The sequence below is a fragment of the Nocardioides sp. Soil_C_8 genome (assembly GCF_057656315.1).
Window position 1 is genome coordinate 401,345 of the sequence record NZ_JBDGKQ010000002.1, and the last position, 16,187, is coordinate 417,531.

16 protein-coding genes are annotated in these 16,187 nt (G+C 70.9%); 10 read left to right on the forward strand and 6 right to left on the reverse strand.

What is annotated here, in order from left to right; genetic code table 11:
* The first annotated feature begins 45 nt into the window (after window positions 1-45).
* Together AC3A3L_RS11745 and AC3A3L_RS11750 are read left to right on the forward strand one after the other, a co-directional pair.
* On the forward strand, window positions 46-288 hold the full coding sequence (locus AC3A3L_RS11745) for a helix-turn-helix transcriptional regulator (RefSeq protein ID WP_487640208.1): 243 nt from the start codon (window positions 46-48) through the stop codon (window positions 286-288).
* Between the two features lie 58 nt (window positions 289-346).
* On the forward strand, window positions 347-1,510 hold the full coding sequence (locus AC3A3L_RS11750) for a tyrosine-type recombinase/integrase (protein WP_487640209.1): 1,164 nt from the start codon (window positions 347-349) through the stop codon (window positions 1,508-1,510).
* Between the two features lie 206 nt (window positions 1,511-1,716).
* Here AC3A3L_RS11750 and AC3A3L_RS11755 read toward each other — a convergent pair whose 3' ends face one another.
* Complete coding sequence (locus tag AC3A3L_RS11755; protein WP_487640210.1) at window positions 1,717-2,289, reverse strand: ANTAR domain-containing protein; 573 nt, start codon at window positions 2,287-2,289, stop codon at window positions 1,717-1,719.
* Window positions 2,290-2,724: 435 nt separating this feature from the next.
* On the opposite strand from AC3A3L_RS11755, the gene AC3A3L_RS11760 reads away from it, so the two are divergent.
* Together AC3A3L_RS11760 and AC3A3L_RS11765 are read left to right on the forward strand one after the other, a co-directional pair.
* Window positions 2,725-2,982, forward strand: a complete 258-nt coding sequence (locus tag AC3A3L_RS11760; RefSeq protein WP_487640211.1) for a hypothetical protein — start codon at window positions 2,725-2,727, stop codon at window positions 2,980-2,982.
* Between the two features lie 173 nt (window positions 2,983-3,155).
* Window positions 3,156-3,845: an ANTAR domain-containing protein gene (locus AC3A3L_RS11765; protein ID WP_487640212.1), complete on the forward strand. Its 690-nt coding sequence runs from the start codon at window positions 3,156-3,158 to the stop codon at window positions 3,843-3,845.
* A 482-nt stretch (window positions 3,846-4,327) separates the two neighbouring features.
* On the opposite strand, the gene ychF is transcribed toward AC3A3L_RS11765, so the two are convergent.
* A complete protein-coding gene (gene ychF / locus AC3A3L_RS11770; RefSeq protein WP_487640213.1) occupies window positions 4,328-5,404 on the reverse strand; it encodes a redox-regulated ATPase YchF in 1,077 nt (358 codons plus the stop codon).
* Between the two features lie 305 nt (window positions 5,405-5,709).
* Between ychF and AC3A3L_RS11775 the strand changes: the two genes are divergently transcribed.
* Complete coding sequence (locus AC3A3L_RS11775) at window positions 5,710-6,228, forward strand: PH domain-containing protein (RefSeq protein ID WP_487640214.1); 519 nt, start codon at window positions 5,710-5,712, stop codon at window positions 6,226-6,228.
* Window positions 6,225-7,772 (forward strand): PH domain-containing protein, encoded by a 1,548-nt coding sequence (locus AC3A3L_RS11780; protein WP_487640215.1) that lies wholly within the window; start codon window positions 6,225-6,227, stop codon window positions 7,770-7,772. Before AC3A3L_RS11775 ends, AC3A3L_RS11780 begins: the two co-directional genes overlap by 4 nt.
* Here the strand turns inward: AC3A3L_RS11780 and AC3A3L_RS11785 are convergent.
* Together AC3A3L_RS11785 and AC3A3L_RS11790 are read right to left on the reverse strand one after the other, a co-directional pair.
* Window positions 7,769-9,577, reverse strand: coding sequence for an acyl-CoA dehydrogenase (locus AC3A3L_RS11785; protein ID WP_487640216.1), 1,809 nt, complete (start codon window positions 9,575-9,577; stop codon window positions 7,769-7,771). The genes AC3A3L_RS11780 and AC3A3L_RS11785 overlap by 4 nt on opposite strands.
* 117 nt (window positions 9,578-9,694) lie before the next feature.
* Window positions 9,695-10,507 carry a M57 family metalloprotease gene (locus AC3A3L_RS11790; protein WP_487640217.1) on the reverse strand — a complete coding sequence of 271 codons (813 nt, stop codon included), beginning with the start codon at window positions 10,505-10,507 and terminating at the stop codon, window positions 9,695-9,697.
* A gap of 235 nt (window positions 10,508-10,742) precedes the next feature.
* On the opposite strand from AC3A3L_RS11790, the gene AC3A3L_RS11795 reads away from it, so the two are divergent.
* Window positions 10,743-11,522 carry an exodeoxyribonuclease III gene (locus AC3A3L_RS11795; protein WP_487640218.1) on the forward strand — a complete coding sequence of 260 codons (780 nt, stop codon included), beginning with the start codon at window positions 10,743-10,745 and terminating at the stop codon, window positions 11,520-11,522.
* A gap of 4 nt (window positions 11,523-11,526) precedes the next feature.
* On the opposite strand, the gene AC3A3L_RS11800 is transcribed toward AC3A3L_RS11795, so the two are convergent.
* The gene (locus AC3A3L_RS11800; protein WP_487640219.1) at window positions 11,527-12,837 is read right to left on the reverse strand and encodes an MFS transporter; all 1,311 of its coding nucleotides are present in this window, start codon (window positions 12,835-12,837) and stop codon (window positions 11,527-11,529) included.
* Between the two features lie 77 nt (window positions 12,838-12,914).
* Between AC3A3L_RS11800 and AC3A3L_RS11805 the strand changes: the two genes are divergently transcribed.
* Genes AC3A3L_RS11805 through AC3A3L_RS11815 form a run of 3 tightly spaced genes read left to right on the forward strand, consistent with a single transcriptional unit; the run spans window position 12,915 to window position 15,552 of the window.
* Window positions 12,915-13,886, forward strand: a complete 972-nt coding sequence (locus tag AC3A3L_RS11805) for a GlxA family transcriptional regulator (protein ID WP_487640220.1) — start codon at window positions 12,915-12,917, stop codon at window positions 13,884-13,886.
* A 39-nt stretch (window positions 13,887-13,925) separates the two neighbouring features.
* Entirely contained in the window at window positions 13,926-15,089 is a 1,164-nt protein-coding gene (locus tag AC3A3L_RS11810; RefSeq protein ID WP_487640221.1) for a DNA recombination protein RmuC, read from the forward strand.
* Window positions 15,090-15,111: 22 nt separating this feature from the next.
* A complete protein-coding gene (locus AC3A3L_RS11815) occupies window positions 15,112-15,552 on the forward strand; it encodes a DUF6542 domain-containing protein (protein ID WP_487640222.1) in 441 nt (146 codons plus the stop codon).
* A 10-nt stretch (window positions 15,553-15,562) separates the two neighbouring features.
* Here the strand turns inward: AC3A3L_RS11815 and AC3A3L_RS11820 are convergent, their stop codons facing one another.
* A complete protein-coding gene (locus tag AC3A3L_RS11820) occupies window positions 15,563-16,186 on the reverse strand; it encodes an L-threonylcarbamoyladenylate synthase (RefSeq protein WP_487640223.1) in 624 nt (207 codons plus the stop codon).
* Between the last annotated feature and the right edge of the window lies 1 nt (window position 16,187).

A 16,187-nucleotide genomic window follows, 5' to 3' on the forward strand; every position in this document is an offset into this window, starting at 1 on the left:
GTCGCCTTTCCCGAGAGCCGAACGGCATCACCGAGGAGAAACCACATGACCGCCCAGCCCCAGCCCCCCACGCAGACTCCCGACCCGCGCCGTGACCCCGGTGACGAGATGCTCACCCTCCAGGAAGCCTGCGGCCTCCTGCGGGTCCCCGAAGGAACGCTGCGCTACTGGCGCCACCTCGGCTGCGGCCCCCGCAGCTTCAAGATCGGCCGTCACGTCCGCTACTGGCGCACCGACCTCATCGTCTGGCTCGCCGAACAGACCCACCGTCCACAGAACCACCGCTGATCCTGCCCACCGTCGAGTCTTTGAGAGACGATGGTGCGATCAGGGAAGGACCATCACCATGGCCGGAAACATCGCCAAGCGAGTCAACGGCAAGTGGCGAGCGCGGTACCGCGACGAGGACGGCAAGGAGCACTCCCGTCACTTCGATCGCAAGATCGATGCCCAGCTCTGGCTGGACCAGGTCACCTCAACGGTCGTCACCGGCACATACGCCGACCCCCGGGCCGGTCAGATCACGTTCTCTGCGTTCTTCGGCGAATGGTCGGCTCGTCAGGTCTGGGCGCCCGGCACCGTGCTCGCCATGTCGCTGGCGGCCAGGTCAGTGCCCTTCGCGACGAAGCCGATGAAACAGGTCCGTCACTCAGACGTCGAGACCTGGATCAAGCAGATGCACGCCGCCGGGCTCGCCCCGGGCACGATCAAGACGCGGTACGTCAACGTTCGGTCCGTGTTTAGAGCTGCCGTGAAGGACCGGGTCATCGGCTCCGACCCAACCGACGGCGTACGCCTCCCCCGGGCCCGCCGCGCAGACGCAGCGATGTCGATCCCCTCCCCCGAGGAGGTGGGACAGCTCATGACCGTCGCCGACGACCGATTCCGGCCGTTCATCGCCCTCTGCGCGTTCGCCGGCCTGCGACTTGGCGAAGCCGCCGGCGTGCAGCTCGGAGACATCGAGTTCCTCCGCAGAACGCTGAAGGTCTCGCGCCAGGTCCAACGCGTCAACGGCGGGACGGTCGACGTCCGAGCTCCGAAGTACGGCTCGGAGCGAGCCGTCTTCCTCGCCGACAGCCTTGTCAGCATCCTGGCCAAGCACGTGAGCGCTCACGGCACGACCGGACAAGATCGTTGGTTGTTCGCCGGCGAGGATGACGACCCGCCGCACCAGAACACGGTCGGCTACTGGTGGCGCAAAACCCTGCACGACGCCGAGCTTTCCGGGATCAAGCTTCACGATCTCCGGCACTTCTACGCCTCAGGCCTCATCGCAGCCGGATGTGACGTCGTCACCGTGCAGCGGTCACTCGGTCACTCCAAGGCGACGACGACCCTCAACACCTACGCCCACCTCTGGCCGACCGCAGAGGACCGTACGAGGAAGGCGGCGGAGTCGATCATGTCCATGTCCCTCGGCGCGCCCGTAGCGCGGCTGGGCGAAGTGGGCGGGAACGGTCCTCTGACAACCCCGCCTGGAATGAGCAGCGCAGCGGATATCGCTCCCTAGCCCCACGTCCTTGCTCGCGGTCGGCCTGGCCCTCGGAGGACGGGACGCATGATGCTGCCCCTCGGGTGCGCGGGTCTCGACGCTGCCCGGGCGGGCGACGGAGACGCCTGCGACCTCGGAGCTGCGAATCACTCTGCACGGCGCCCTGCGACGAACCGGCAGTGCCTAACGGCACCCGCACCCACACGTACTCCTCACGGACCCTGCTAGGGCTGTTGCGCGGCCACCACTTGGGTGGCGACGTCGAGTAGTGCCCGGCCGCTGGTTCGGGCGACACGGTGCAGCCAGGCCTCAGCCGTGTCCACGGCGAACCCGTGGGTTCCCATGAGCAGCCCGATGGCGGTGTCAACGACCAGGCTGGCACGCACCTGAGCGGGTGCGCGCTCAGCGCGCCGACGGGCGTCGAAGGCGAGGTCGTCGTCGCGCACCGAGGCTCCTTCCACGGCGCCGAGACCGAGTTCAAGGACGCCGGCACGAGGAGGGAATGCGTCGCCGTGCGTGGAGTAGACGGTAACCACCGCGATGACTCTGGTGCCGGTGGCGATCTTGAGCGCGAGGCTCGAACGCATCATTGAACCCGCTGTCTGCCGGGGTTCAGCCTGCGGCTCCAAGAACGCGAGAGTGAGGTCCTCGTCGCTGAACCAGATGGCAAGCGCGTGGGTAGCAGGCGCCAACTCGACGACGGTCTCACAGATCCAGGCGACCCTGGTGGCGAGGTCCTCGTCGCCCAGCTCGGCCAGGAGCTGCAACGTGTCCGCGGTCGCCGGCAGCGGGTCCATGCGTGCCATTCCCGACCGGCGCGCCCAGCGGGAAGTCGGCTGACCTTCGCATGCACGCCCGGATCGACAGTACTCGTGTACGACCGGACGTGCGGCTTCGGCGCCGGCTGCCACTAGGAGAAAGGTTGCGGTACCGGCCATCGGTCTACTGCAGCTGCGTCGTCGACCCGTGCCCGGGCCACTCAGGGAGCGCGGGTGCCCGGTCCGCCCGGCCGACACGACCAGCTCCGAACCCAACCGGCCACGGACGCGTCGCATGCCTAGGCCCATGGCTCCTCGCCTACCCTCGTGGACGCCCCGTTCGTGGGGGAGGGTGCGGCTCGCCGCGCAGCGTCGCGGTACCGCCCGAGGAGCCTGTCGGCTCCGGTGGTAGCGTGTTGTTGTCTGCTGGACTGGTGCCTCTCGCGTCAGCCGGACGGACGGGGCGGAGTCGTCATGGGCACCTTGCCCGGCTCGCCTGCGCCAGACCGACAGCACCTCTTGGTCCTGGCCGAAGCGGTGGACCAGGCGCGACGCAACCTCAACAAGGCGCGTAGCTCGGCGGTCCACGCACTCGTGCAGCAGCCCTTGCGAGGCTCGCTGCTCCGAGCCCTCGAGGACTACGCCTCGGCCCTCGAGCTTCTTGGTGCCCCCGTGCCCTACGCCATGCACGCCGAGATTCAGCTGTACCGCAACCTCGGCCGGCTCCCGTAGTTCTCCCTCGCTGACTCGGGCCGGTGGCGACCAAACGGCACGCCCGGGCGCACCCGTCGAGGGCTGGTATGGGTAGCGACTAGATTCGCCTGAGGGTGTTGAACGGCGATTCCCGGATTCCTAGAATTTCAGCTGCAGCCGGGAGCGGCTGAGGTCACGACGGGGAGGCGGGTGTGAACGAGACCCAGGTGTTGCTCGGTGAGTTCGCCCAGTTGGCTCAGACGCTCTCTGCCGCGCCGGACGAGGAGGCCCGCTTCAAGGTTGCCGTGGATGCTGCGGTAGGACTCGTCGCTCGGTGCGACCACGCCGGGATCACGATCAACGACAACGGTCGTCTGGTCACCCGTGCGAGCAGCGACGACTTGGTCTGCCGGGCCAACAGGCGACAGTCCGAGCTGGGGCAGGGACCGTGCCTGGACGTGCGTCGCGACCAGAACACTCTCGTCAGTCCCTCGCTGGCCGTCGAGTCGCGGTGGCCGGCGTGGGCCTCGGCCGTGCACGCCGAGCTCGGTGTCGACTCGATGATGTCGCTGCTCGTGTACACCGACGCCCACTCGTTCGGCGCGCTGAGCCTGTACTGCGAGGACGGTCGATTCGAAGCCGACGACGTCGCTGTCGCACAAGCGCTGGCCGGCCACCTGTCGGTCCTCATGGCAGCCGAACGTCAGATCGATCAGCTCGGCCTGGCGCTGCACAACCGGAACATCATCGGCCAGGCGCAGGGTGTCTTGATGGAGCGCTACGACATGACCGCGGACCAGGCGTTCGACTATCTCAGGCGGATCTCGTCGACCACCAACACGAAGTTGGCCGTCGTGGCCGCGGAGATCGCGGAGACGCGTCGGGTACCTGACGTCCCATGAATGTGGTCGGCCCGGGGGCCGCCTGTTTGACCGCCCGGGCCTGGCCACCTCGGCAACCCGGGCTGCCGCAGCGACCTGCGGATCGGTTCCCACCGGCGAGATCCCGATGCGGAGCATGCTGTTCTCTCAACCCAAAGTATGAAGCGACCTCACGACGGGCAACCTGTGTCGAAGGAACATCCGCTGCCCGCACATTGCGGATCCGTCACACGACCAGCGAACCGCGCAGCTGAGGCGCTCGGGCGGCGGGCGCAGACACGCGCGTGCACAGACGCCCTATCGACTTGTGCCGGCACCCGGCTGCAAGACAGGTACGTCCTGTCGCCGCCAACACAGCGCAACGCCCATGGTCCCCAGCAGTCACCAACCCTGTTCATCGCCCGGCGGAGGTGGTCCACCTTGCCCAGGACACTGAAACTATTGCGGACTCTGTGCGGACTGAGAGGGCCCACACTCCCTCTGACCTGCGCAAACGCGCCGATTCACACGTTGAAGCGGAACTCCACCACGTCGCCGTCGGCCATCACGTAGTCCTTGCCCTCCATGCGGACCTTGCCGGCCTCGCGGGCCTTGAGCATGGAGCCGGCGGTCATCAGGTCGTCGAAGGAGACGACCTCGGCCTTGATGAAGCCCTTCTGGAAGTCGGTGTGGATGACACCGGCGGCCTCGGGGGCGGTCGCGCCCTTCCTGATCGTCCAGGCCCGGGTCTCCTTGGGGCCGGCGGTCAGGTAGGTCTGCAGGCCGAGGGTGTCGAAGCCGACGCGGGCGAGCTGGTCGAGGCCCGACTCGGAGATGCCCATCTCGGCGAGCATCTCGTGCGCCATCTCGTCGTCGTCCATCTCGGCGAGGTCGGCCTCGAACTTGGCGTCGAGGAAGATCGCCTCGGCCGGCGCGACGATCTCGCGCATCCGGCCCTTGAGCTCGTCGTCGGCGAGCTCGTCGCCGTCGCAGTTGAAGACGTAGATGAACGGCTTGGCCGTCAGCAGGGACAGCTCGCGCAGCAGCGAGCGGTCGATGTCGGTGGCGATGATCGGCGTGCCGGACTCCAGCGCCTCCTTCGCGGCCACAGCGGCCTCGAGGTTGGCGACGAGGTCCTTGACCTTGCGCGACTCCTTCTCCAGCCGGGCGATCGCCTTCTCGACGGTCTCGAGGTCGGCGAGGATCAGCTCGGTCTGGATCGTCGAGATGTCGTTGGCGGGGTTGACCTCACCGTCGACGTGGGTGACGTCCTCGTCGCGGAAGACGCGCGTGACCTGGCAGATCGCGGCCGACTCGCGGATGTGCGCGAGGAACTTGTTGCCCAGGCCCTCGCCCTGGGAGGCGCCGCGGACGATGCCGGCGATGTCGACGAACTCCACCGTCGCGGGCAGCACCTTGGCCGACTCGAAGACCTCGGCCAGGCGGGGCAGCCGCTCGTCCGGGACGCCCACGACGCCGACGTTGGGCTCGATGGTGGCGAACGGGTAGTTCGCCGCGAGGACGTCGTTCTTGGTCAGTGCGTTGAAGAGCGTCGACTTGCCCGCGTTGGGGAGACCGACGATGCCGATGGTGAGAGCCACGGGCGGGGAGTCTACGGCGGCGCGACGTGCGTGAGCGATTCGCGGAGGGGGACCGCAGAGGGCCCGGCCGGCCGGCCGGGCCCTCCCTCCTGCGCGCCGCGGCGTCGGTCAGGAGCCGTGGACGACCGCACCCCCGCGCGATCAGTCCCGGTCATCGGCAGGTCCCTGGACGACCTGTGGCAACACCCAACCCCGACCGGACCGCGGGGGGAAGGCTCGGGCAGGCTCACATGTGTGCACCTGCACGAACCTGCACCACCTCGCGGGCGTCGGGCCGCTCGACGGCACCTGCAAGACTTCGGACCATGACTGACGTGGGGCCAGACCTGATCGCGCGGGGGCCGGTGCTGCGCGAGCCGGCCAACCGGGTCTCGCCGCAGGCGGTCCCGTTCTGGACCGTGTCCGCACTCGTCGGCGACGCCGCCCTCGTCGTCGGCGCGGTGCTCGTCTGGCTGCTGGTCCCCGGAGTCCCGGGCTGGGCCGGGCTCCTGGTGCTCCTGCTCGCGGTGGTGTCGGTCGCGCACGTCGTGCTCATGCCCCGGATCCGCTACCGGGTGCACCGGTGGGAGGTCACCGACACGGCGGTCCACACCCGGGAGGGCTGGATCAGCAGGCAGACCCGGATCGCCCCGATCAGCCGGGTCCAGACGGTGGACTCCCGACAGGGTGCGGTGATGCGGCTGTTCGGGCTCGCCTCGATCACCGTCACGACCGCCTCCGCGGCCGGGCCGATCACCGTCGACTGCCTCGACGCCGACACCGCCCGCGAGGTGGTCGCCCGCCTGACCGCCATCACCGCGGCCACCGAGGGCGACGCCACGTGATCCCCGAGCCCGGCGAGGGCTACGTCCGGCTCAGCCCGCTCAAGCTCCTGCTCGACCCCGTGAAGGCGGTCGGGCAGATGATCGTGCCCGTCGTCATCGCGCTCATCGGGATCAGCCGCAGCGACACGCGCTTCTGGCCGATCATCCTCCCGCTCGCCGTGCTAGGCCCGCTCGTCCTCGGCGCGCTCCCGTGGCTGACCACCCACTACCGACTGACCGGCACCCAGATCCAGGTGCGCAGCGGCATCCTCAACAAGACCACCTCCACCGCACCGCTCGAGCGCGTGCGCAGCGTCGACCTCGAGGCGTCACTGCTCCACCGCATCCTCGGCCTGCAGAAGGTGCAGATCGGCACGGGGGTCGACGACGACCGCATCACGCTCGACGCGCTGGCCGCCGCCGACGCCCAGGCACTGCGTACGACGCTGCTGACGCGCCGCGCCGTCGCGGAGCAGCAGGCCATGCCGTCCCCCGCCACCGACCGGACGACCGACCTGTCGCCCGACCGGACCACGCAGCCCGTCGCCCCGCCCCCTCCCCCGGTCGCGCCCGCGGTGCCGCTGGCGCTGATCGACTGGTCGTGGTTGCGCTTCGCGCCCTTCAGCCTCGGCCGCCTGGTGCTGGTGGTCGGTGGCCTCGGCGTGCTGTCGCAGTTCGCCGACGACCTCCCCATCTGGAACCAGGAGACGGCCACCTCGGCGTGGCACTGGCTCACGCAGTTCGCCATCGCCGCCATCGTGCTCGTGCTCTCGGTCGGCGCACTGGCCCTGTGGCTGGTCATCTCGGTCGCGGGCTACGTCCTGCAGTGGTGGGGCTTCCGGCTCGTGCGGGAGCACGGGTCGCTCCACCTCACGTCGGGCCTGGTGACGACGCGGTCCATCACGGTCGAGGAGGCGAAGGTCCGCGGCGTCGAGATGACCGAGCCGGTCCTCATGCGACTCGTCGGCGGAGCCGAGCTCTCGACGCTGGCCACCGGCGTCGAGGACGGCGTCACGCAGGTCCTGCCGCCGTGCCCGCGCGGGGTCGCCGTCACGGTCGGCGAGGCCGTCCTCGAGCACCCCGGCCCGCTGACCGACCGCCTGGTGGAGCACGGACCACGGGCCCGGCGCCGCGCGTGGTTCCGCCAGCTCCGCCACGCCCTCGAGGTCGTCGGGGTGCTCGCCGTCGGCTGGTGGTGGTTCGACCTGACCTGGTGGTGGCTCGCCGCCATCGGCGCCGCGCTGCTCGCGCTCGCCGCGGCGGCCGGAGAGGCGTCGTACCGACACCTCGGGCACGCGCTCGCCGACCAGCACCTCGTCGCCGGGGGCGGCACCTTCGCCCGCATCCGCACGGTGCTGGAGACCGACGGCATCATCGGCTGGGTGGTCTCGCAGACCTGGTGGCAGCGCCGCGCCGGGCTCGCCGACCTGACGGCCACGACGGCCGCGGGCACCGAGCGGGTGCTGGTGCGCGACGTACGCCTCGACCTGGCCGTCGCGCTGGCCGACCGGGCCACGCCCGGGCTGCTGGCCGACTTCGTCGAGCCCGCGCGCGAGCCGGCCTAGAACCAGGCGTCCTGCATCTCGAGCGTCGTCGTGTCGCCCGACGCGAGCAGGTCGAGCATCGGCCCCACCTTCGGCAGCTCCCAGTGGAAGAAGAACCGAGCCGCGGCCCGCTTGCCGTCGTAGAAGTCGCCGGTCCGGTCCCCGACGGCGACCAGCTGCTCGAGCCACATCCACGCGACCACGACGTGGCCGGCGGCCTCGAGGTAGACGGTCGCGTTGGCCATCGTCCGCTCGGGGTCGCCGAGCCCGGCCAGCGCGAGGGTCACCTCGCCCAGCCGGTCCACCGACGCCTGCAGCGCGTCGGCGTGGGCGGCCGCCTCGCCACCGAGCTCGCGCGCGCGACCCACGGTGTCGCCGATGCGGGCGGCCAGCGCCATCAGCGAGGCGCCACCACCGCCGAGGACCTTGCGGCCCAGGAGGTCGAGCGCCTGGATCCCGTGGGTGCCCTCGTGGATGGGGTTCAGCCGCTGGTCGCGCCAGTGGGCCTCGACGTCGTAGTCGCGGGTGTAGCCCGAGCCGCCGAGCACCTGGATGGCCAGGCTGTTGCTCTCCTGGCCCCACTGCGACGGCCAGGACTTCGCGATCGGCGTCAGCAGGTCGAGCAGCCGTCCGGTCTCGGTGCGCTCCTCCTCGTCGCGAGCGGTCGCCTGGAGGTCGAGCAGCCGCGAGCAGTAGAGGTTGAGCGCCAGCGCCCCCTCGACGTAGGACTTCTGCGCCAGCAGCATCCGGCGCACGTCGGCGTGCTCGATGATCGGCACCTGCGGCGCGCCTGGGTCCGCCGCCGCCGCGAGCCGGCGGCCCTGCGGGCGGGAGCGAGCGTACTCCAGCGACTTGAGGTAGGCGGTGTAGGCGGTCGTCGTCGCGGACATCCCGACGCCGAGGCGGGCCGCGTTCATCATGTGGAACATGTAGGACAGGCCCTTGCCCGGCTCGCCGACGAGGTAGCCGACGGCGCCCGGGGCGCCGCCGGGGGTGAAGGTCCCGCCACCGAAGACAGGAGCGGTGTTGACCGTCCCGCGGCTGCCGAGCTTGTGGTTGATGCCCGCGAGGACGACGTCGTTGCGCTCGCCGATCGAGCCGTCCTCGCCGACGAGGTGCTTGGGGACGATGAACAGCGAGATGCCGCGGGTGCCGGGCGCCGCGTCGGGCAGCTTGGCCAGGACCAGGTGGACGATGTTGTCGCCCATCTCGTGGTCGCCGCCGGAGATCCACATCTTGCTGCCGAAGACCCGGTAGGTGCCGTCGTCCGCGGGGACCGCACGCGTGACCACGTCACCGAGGCTGGAGCCGGCGTGCGGCTCGGACAGCGTCATCGTCCCGAAGAAGCGTCCCTCGAGCATGGGCGTCACGAAGCGCTCGACCTGCTCTGGGGTGCCGTGGGCGAGCAGCAGCCCGGCGTTGGCGACGGTGAGGAAGGAGTACGCCGCGGTGCCGATGTTGGCCGCGGTGAACCACGCCATGCACGCCGACGCCACCACGTGCGGCACCTGCTGCCCGCCGAACTCCTCGTCGAGGGTCAGGGTGAGCAGGTCGGCCTTGGCGAAGGCCTCCAGCGCCGAGGCGATCTCGGGGATGAGGTGCACCGTCTCCCCGTCGAAGGTGGGCTCCTCGGTGTCGCTGCGCCGGTAGTGCGGCGCGAAGTGCTCGGTGGCCAGCTGCTCGCACAGCGCGAGGAGGGCGTCGTACGTCTCGCGGTCGTGCTCGGCGAACCGCGGTCGCTCGGCCAGCTGCTCCACGTCGAGCCACTCGAAGAGCATGAACTGCAGGTCGCGCGCGGAGAGGATCGTCGAGGCGGTGGTGGGCACGCGCCGACGCTACCCGTCGACGCGCCCCGGACATGACGATCGCCCCCTCCGCTCGGGACAGAAGGGGCGATCGCCACCTGGGACCGGCCGGAGCCGGGCCGGAGGATCAGTGGTTCATCAGGAACCGTAGAGCGCGACGGCGCCCTGGCGGTCGGTGCTGGTCATGCTCAGGTTGGCAGACGTGCCGTTGCACTGGGGGTAGTGCATGATCGAGGAGGAGTCGTACGGCGTCAGCGGGCGCCAGTTGTTGTCCTCGAAGCAGGTGCCGGCCTCGGGTCGCGTGTGCTCGTGGCGGAAGCCCAGCGTGTGGCCGAGCTCGTGGCCGAGGATGTTGCTCGGCGTCCACGAGCCGGAGGTCCAGATCGAGTCGTCGACCAGCACGTTGCGCGAGCGCTTGGGCGAGCTGGGGAAGAACGCGCGGGCGATGTACTGCGAGGTCTGCACGGGCTCGACGGAGAAGAGCACGCTGTTGTTGCGGGTCGTGCAGTTCGCGTCCTGCGACGGCACGTAGACGAAGTTGATCCTCGAGGACGCCGCCTCCCACAGGCCGGCACCGCCGTTCATCGCGTTGACGATGTCGGCCTTGCGCGTGCCGAACTTGCTGCTCACGCAGTAGGTCAGGTTGCCGACCTGCGAGGCCGACCACTTGTCGTCGACGCCGCCGACGGTGTTGACGACGAGGCCTTCCTCCATGGCCTTCTCCGAGCCTCCGACCATCCGGTCGTAGTAGGCCCTGAGGTCACCGGTGGTGCTGACGGGCTCGTCACCGTTGACGATGTACTGCTGGTCGGCGTCCTTGAAGGACGACGCGTGGAACTCCTGGAACGTCGGGATCTCCGAGTCCGTCATGGCCGTCGCCGGTGAGGCGAGGGCCGCGCCGAGGAGTGCGGCGGAGGTGAGGGCGATCGCCCCGAGTCGACTGCGCTGCATGCTGGTTCTTCTCTCCTGATGGGGGAATGGGCACACGCCATCTCGGAGTCCTGAGCAACGTCGAACGAGGTTTGGGAGCGTCCGACAGGGTGGAGCAAGGGTGTGCACGAGTTCCCGAGACAGGTGCGTGCCGATGAACTTCCCCCACGTCGGGCCGATCTGTAAAGGGTTTCCTGCGTAAAGAGTCGCTCGCCCCACGGCGTGCGGCGCAAACTGCCTTCCTTAGGGTGGACGGGTGCGCATCGCGACCTGGAACGTCAACTCCCTCCGCTCCCGCATCGACCGCGTCGAGGCGTTCGTGCAGCGGCACGACATCGACGTGCTGGCCCTGCAGGAGACCAAGGCACGGGAGGACCAGCTGCCGCTGATGGGCCTGCAGGCCCTCGGCTACGACATCGCGGTCGCCGGGCTCAACCAGTGGAACGGCGTCGCCCTGCTCTCACGCGTCGGCCTCGAGGACGTCGAGGTCGGCTTCACTGACATGCCCGGCTGGGGCGACCCCGTCGCGGCCGAGTCCCGGGCGATCGGCGCCACCTGCGGCGGGGTGCGCGTCTGGTCGCTCTACGTCCCCAACGGCCGCAAGCCCGACGACCCGCACTACGTCTACAAGCTCGACTGGCTGGCGCGGCTGCGCGCGACGGCGAGCGGCTGGCTCGACGGCGAGACCGCCCTGGTCGGCGACTGGAACATCTGCCCCACCGACGACGACGTCTTCGACGTGAAGCAGTTCGCCAAGTCCACCCACGTGACGCCGCCGGAGCGGGCCGCCTTCCAGGGGTTCCTCGACGACGGCTACGCCGAGGTGACCCGCGCCCACGATCCCGGCTACACCTACTGGGACTACTACCGCCAGCGCTTCGAGCGCGACCGCGGGCTCAAGATCGACTTCGTCCTCGCCTCCCCCGCGCTCGCGTCGCGGGTCAGCGGCGCGTTCGTCGACCGCGACGAGCGCGACCCCGCGCAGGGCGCGGGCTCGCCGTCCGACCATGCGCCGGTCGTCGTCGACCTGGCCTGACGCGTCACATCACGCCGGCCGGGGGCGCCGTGACCGCGGGCTGCGGCGTGCGCCGGATGGCGTACGACATCACCGCGGCGAGGGCGCAGAGAGCGGCCGCGGCGTAGAAGGCCGGGTCGTAGCCACCGGTGACGTCGCGGACCACGCCGGCGCCGGTGGCGGCGACGGCGGCGCCGACCTGGTGGCTGGCGAACACCCAGCCGAAGACGATCGGGCCGGCCGCCGCGCCGAACCACTCCCGGCACAGGGCGACGGTGGGCGGCACGGTCGCGACCCAGTCGAGGCCGTAGACGATGATGAAGACCCACATGCTCGGCTCCACGTGCGGCGACATCAGCGCGGGCAGCACCATCAGGCCGACCCCGCGCAGGGCGTAGTAGCCCACCAGCAGCAGCCGCGGGTCGACCTTGTCGGTGAGCCAGCCCGAGGCGATCGTGCCGACCACGTCGAAGATCCCGACGACCGCGAGCAGGGAGGCGGCGGTCGTGGCCGGCATCCCGTGGTCGTGGGCGGCCGGCACGAAGTGGGTCGCGATCAGGCCGTTGGTGGTCATCCCGCAGATGGCGAAGCCACCGGCGAGGAGCCAGAACGTGCGGCTGCGGGCGGCGTCGCGCAGCACCGAGAGCGCGCGGCCCGCGCTGGAGCCGACGTGCTGGTGGGGCGGCGGGCCGGGATCGGCCTCCGTGGCGCCGAACGCCTGCAGCCCGAGGTCGGCCGGGTGGTTGCGCAGGAGCAGCAGGACCAGGGGTACGACGGCCAGCGCGGCCGCGGCGGCCAGCAGCGCCGCCGTACGCCAGCCGTGGTGGGTGGCGAGCCACGCGACGACCGGCAGGAAGACCAGCTGGCCGGTGGCGTTGCCCGCGGTGAGGATGCCGCTGACGAGACCGCGGCGGGCGACGAACCAGCGGCTCGTGATGGTGGCGACGAAGGCCATCGACATCGACCCGGTGCCGATGCCGACGAGCAGGCCCCAGCACAGCACCAGCTGCCAGGGCTCGGTCATGAAGACGGTCAGCCCGCTGCCGACGGCGACCATCAGCAGCGCGAACGTGACGACCGGCCGGACGCCGAAGCGGTCCATCAGGGCCGCAGCGAACGGCGAGATGAGGCCGAAGAGCATGAGGTTGAGCGAGACCGCCGAGCCGATCAGCCCGTGCGACCAGCCGAACTCGTCGTGCAGCGGCTCGATCAGCACGCCGGGCACGGACCGGAAGGCGGCCGCCCCCACGAGCGTCACGAACGCGACCGCGGCCACCACCCATGCCCAGTGGAGCCGCTGCGGTCGCCCGAGGGTCGGCTCGGAAGGAGTCGTCATCGTCACCGGAGCAGTCTGACGTCTCGACCCTGCTGGCGACGAGTGGCCGGAATGCCAACATGTGCAAGAATCCGGCCATGCCCGTCCCGTCGCCCCATCGCGTGGTGGTGCTCGCGATCCCCCCGGTCATCGGCTACGACCTGACCATCCCGCCGCAGGTGCTGGGCGAGGCCCATGACGTTGATGGCAACCCGCTCTACGACGTCGAGGTCGTGACGCTCGACGGGCATCCCGTGGAGGCGACCCGCGGCTACGCCATCGCTCCCTCGGCCGGTCCCGAGGCACTCGCCCTGGCACAGACCGTCATCGTCCCCGGCACCCAGGTCGCCGCCGCGCGACGCGACGGGACGATCGACGACGACCTCCGCGACGCGCTGGCCTCCGTGCCCGCGGACGCCCGCTGGGTCTCCATCTGCACCGGGGCGTTCGTCCTGGCAGCCGCCGGCATCCTCGACGGCCACCGCGCGACGACGCACTGGAAGTACGCCGACGACTTCCGCCGGCTCTTCCCCGACGTCGCGGTCGACGAGGACGTGCTGTTCACCGACGACGGCCGGGTGCTGACCTCCGCCGGCCTGAGCGCCGGCATCGACCTGTGCCTCCACCTCGTGCGCACCGACCACGGCACAGCGGTCGCCAACGCCGTCGCGCGGCACATGGTGGTGCCGCCGTGGCGCGACGGCGGGCAGGCACAGTTCATCGAGCGGCACGTCCCCCGCCGCGCCGACGAGACGACCAGCGACGTACGCGCCTGGGCGCAGGCGCACCTCGACCACCCCCTCGACGTCGCGACCCTGGCACGTCAGGCGTCGATGAGCGTGCGCACCTTCACCCGCCGCTTCCGCGACGAGACCGGCCAGTCCCCCGGCGCCTGGGTCACCCAGCAGCGCATCCGCCACGCGCAGCACCTCCTCGAGGCCACCGACCTGACCGTCGACGACGTCGCGACCCGCGCCGGGATGGGCACCGCCGCCTCCCTGCGCCAGCACCTGCGCGCGAGCGTCGGGGTCTCGCCCTCGGCCTACCGGCGGACGTTCCGGGGTGCCTGATCGACGCCTGATGTCAGTCCCCCGGTCCATGCTGGCCCCATGGACACCTTCCCCCTCGTGCTGACGCTGGCGGCGGTCCTCGCCGTCGGGCTGGCCCTCGGCGCCGTGATCGGCGCGCTCTGGGCGCGCAGCCGCCCGGCGGACGACACCGCGATCGCCGCCCTGCAGCAGCGGGTCGCCGACCACGCGGTCGTCCAGGACGGGCTCGAGCGGCTGCAGGACCAGCTCAGCGACCTGGCCCACGACCGCACGGCGTGGCAGGCCCAGCTGCACCAGCAGGTGGCCGACGTACGCCACTCGACCGACGTGCTGCGCCGGGAGACCCACACGCTCGCGACCGCCCTGCGCAAGCCACAGGTGCGCGGGCAGTGGGGCGAGCTCCACCTGCGCCGCACCGTCGAGCTCGCCGGGCTGGTCGACCACTGCGACTTCGCCGAGCAGACGCGGCTCGACGACGGCCGGCTCCGGCCCGACCTCGTCGTCACCCTGGCCGGCGGCCGCACCATCGCGGTCGACGCGAAGGCCCCGCTGGCCGCCTTCCTCGACCTGACCGGCGCCGACGACCCGGCCGAGCACGAGCGCGCGCTGGCCCGGCTCGGCGAGCACGTCCGCAAGCACGTGGCCGACCTGGGGTCCCGGCGCTACTGGGAGGCGTTGGCCGGCACCCCGGAGTTCGTCGTCCTGTTCCTGCCGGGAGAGGCGATCCTCCAGGCAGCCCTCCAGGCCGTGCCCGACCTCGTCGAGCAGGCCGCGGCCCGCAACGTCGTGCTGGCCACGCCTTCCACGCTGATCGCGCTGCTGCGCACCGTCGCCCAGGGCTGGCAGCACGAGCTGCTCAACGAGCAGGCACAGGAGGTGCAGCGGCTCGGGCAGGAGCTCCATGCCCGGCTGGGCTCGATGGCGGGACACCTCGACAAGGTGGGCCGCTCGCTCAACGCCAGCGTCGTCGCCTACAACCAGGCGATGGGCTCCCTGGAGGGCCGCGTGCTCGTGTCCGCTCGCCGTTTCGCCGACCTGGGCGTCACCCACGACCAGCTCGAGGGTCCGCGCCAGGTGGAGACGGTGCCCCGCTCGGCCGCCGCGCCCGAGCTCGGCGTCCTCGACGACGTCCCGGGTGCCACGGGCGACCCGACGATCGACGACCTGCTCGACCAGCACCCCGGCACGACGGCCCCCGCGGCGCGCCGCGCGCGGGGCGCGTGAGATCGCCTCTAGGTTGAGCACCGTGACGCGGGCCGACACGCGCTGGCAGGCCGGGCAGGAGCCGGGCCGGCAGGTGGTGTCCCTGGGCGTCGCGCTCACGCTGACCGCCGTCGCCCTCGACGTGCTGCTGGTCGGCAGCCTCACGCTGTTCTTCGACCTCTGCTTCATGGCGCTCTGCCTGGGCCTGGCGGCGCTGGTGCGACGCCAGGACTTCTACCTGGTCGCGCTCCTGCCGCCGGTCCTGATGGTCGTGGTCTTTGGGTTCCTCGCCCTCGTCGCGCGCGACGTCGTCGCCGAGCCGCACGACAGCGTCCTGCAGGCCGTCGTGTCCGGGGTCGCCACCCACGGCCTCGCCCTCTTCATCGGCTACGCCCTGTGCCTGGGTTGGCTCGGCTGGCGCCTGCACCGCCGTGGCGACCTCGCCTCCGAGCTCGAGCGCGAGCTGGGGCAGCCGGCCCGCTGACCGGGCGGCGTCAGTCCTCGAAGCGCGACACGTCGCCCGCCCCGTGGCGTACGACGACGGGCTCGGCATCGGACCAGTCGATCACCGAGGTGGGCTCGGCGGTGACCTCGCCCGACTCGACCACGACGTCGACCACGTGGTCGAGGTCCTCCTTGATCTCCCAGCCCATCGTCCTGGCCTCGGTCTCGCCGGGGAGGATGAGGGTGCTGGTGAGGATCGGCTCGCCGAGCTCCTCGAGCAGGGCGCAGACCAGGCGGTGGTCGGGGATGCGGACGCCGACGGTGCGCTTCTTCGGGTGCATCAGCCGCTTGGGCACCTCCCCGGTCGCGGGGAGGATGAACGTGTAGGGGCCGGGCGTCGCGGCCTTGATCGCCCGGAACGCGTTGTTGTCGACGTGGACGAACTGCCCGAGCTGCGAGAAGTCCTTGCACATCAGCGTGAAGTGGTGGCGGTCGTCGAGCTCGCGGATCTTGAGGATCCGGTCGCGCCCCTCGCGGTTGCCGAGCTGCGCGCCGAGGGCGTAGCCGGAGTCGGTCGGGTAGGCGATGAGCTGGTCGGCGCGCAGTGCCTCGACCACCTGGGTGACCAGGCGCGGCTGCGGGTTGTCCGGGTGGATGTCGAGGTAGCGCGCCATC

Bases quoted from the DNA above. Each gene is read 5' to 3' on its own strand.
- AC3A3L_RS11750 (WP_487640209.1), top strand. From the start codon at position 347: ATGGCCGGAAACATCGCCAAGCGAGTCAACGGCAAGTGGCGAGCGCGG.
- AC3A3L_RS11810 (WP_487640221.1), top strand. From the start codon at position 13,926: ATGGACACCTTCCCCCTCGTGCTGACGCTGGCGGCGGTCCTCGCCGTC.
- AC3A3L_RS11790 (WP_487640217.1), bottom strand. From the start codon at position 10,507: ATGCAGCGCAGTCGACTCGGGGCGATCGCCCTCACCTCCGCCGCACTC.
- AC3A3L_RS11760 (WP_487640211.1), top strand. From the start codon at position 2,725: ATGGGCACCTTGCCCGGCTCGCCTGCGCCAGACCGACAGCACCTCTTG.
- AC3A3L_RS11755 (WP_487640210.1), bottom strand. From the start codon at position 2,289: ATGGACCCGCTGCCGGCGACCGCGGACACGTTGCAGCTCCTGGCCGAG.
- AC3A3L_RS11805 (WP_487640220.1), top strand. From the start codon at position 12,915: ATGCCCGTCCCGTCGCCCCATCGCGTGGTGGTGCTCGCGATCCCCCCG.
- AC3A3L_RS11745 (WP_487640208.1), top strand. From the start codon at position 46: ATGACCGCCCAGCCCCAGCCCCCCACGCAGACTCCCGACCCGCGCCGT.
- AC3A3L_RS11775 (WP_487640214.1), top strand. From the start codon at position 5,710: ATGACTGACGTGGGGCCAGACCTGATCGCGCGGGGGCCGGTGCTGCGC.
- AC3A3L_RS11820 (WP_487640223.1), bottom strand. From the start codon at position 16,186: ATGGCGCGCTACCTCGACATCCACCCGGACAACCCGCAGCCGCGCCTG.
- AC3A3L_RS11800 (WP_487640219.1), bottom strand. From the start codon at position 12,837: ATGACGACTCCTTCCGAGCCGACCCTCGGGCGACCGCAGCGGCTCCAC.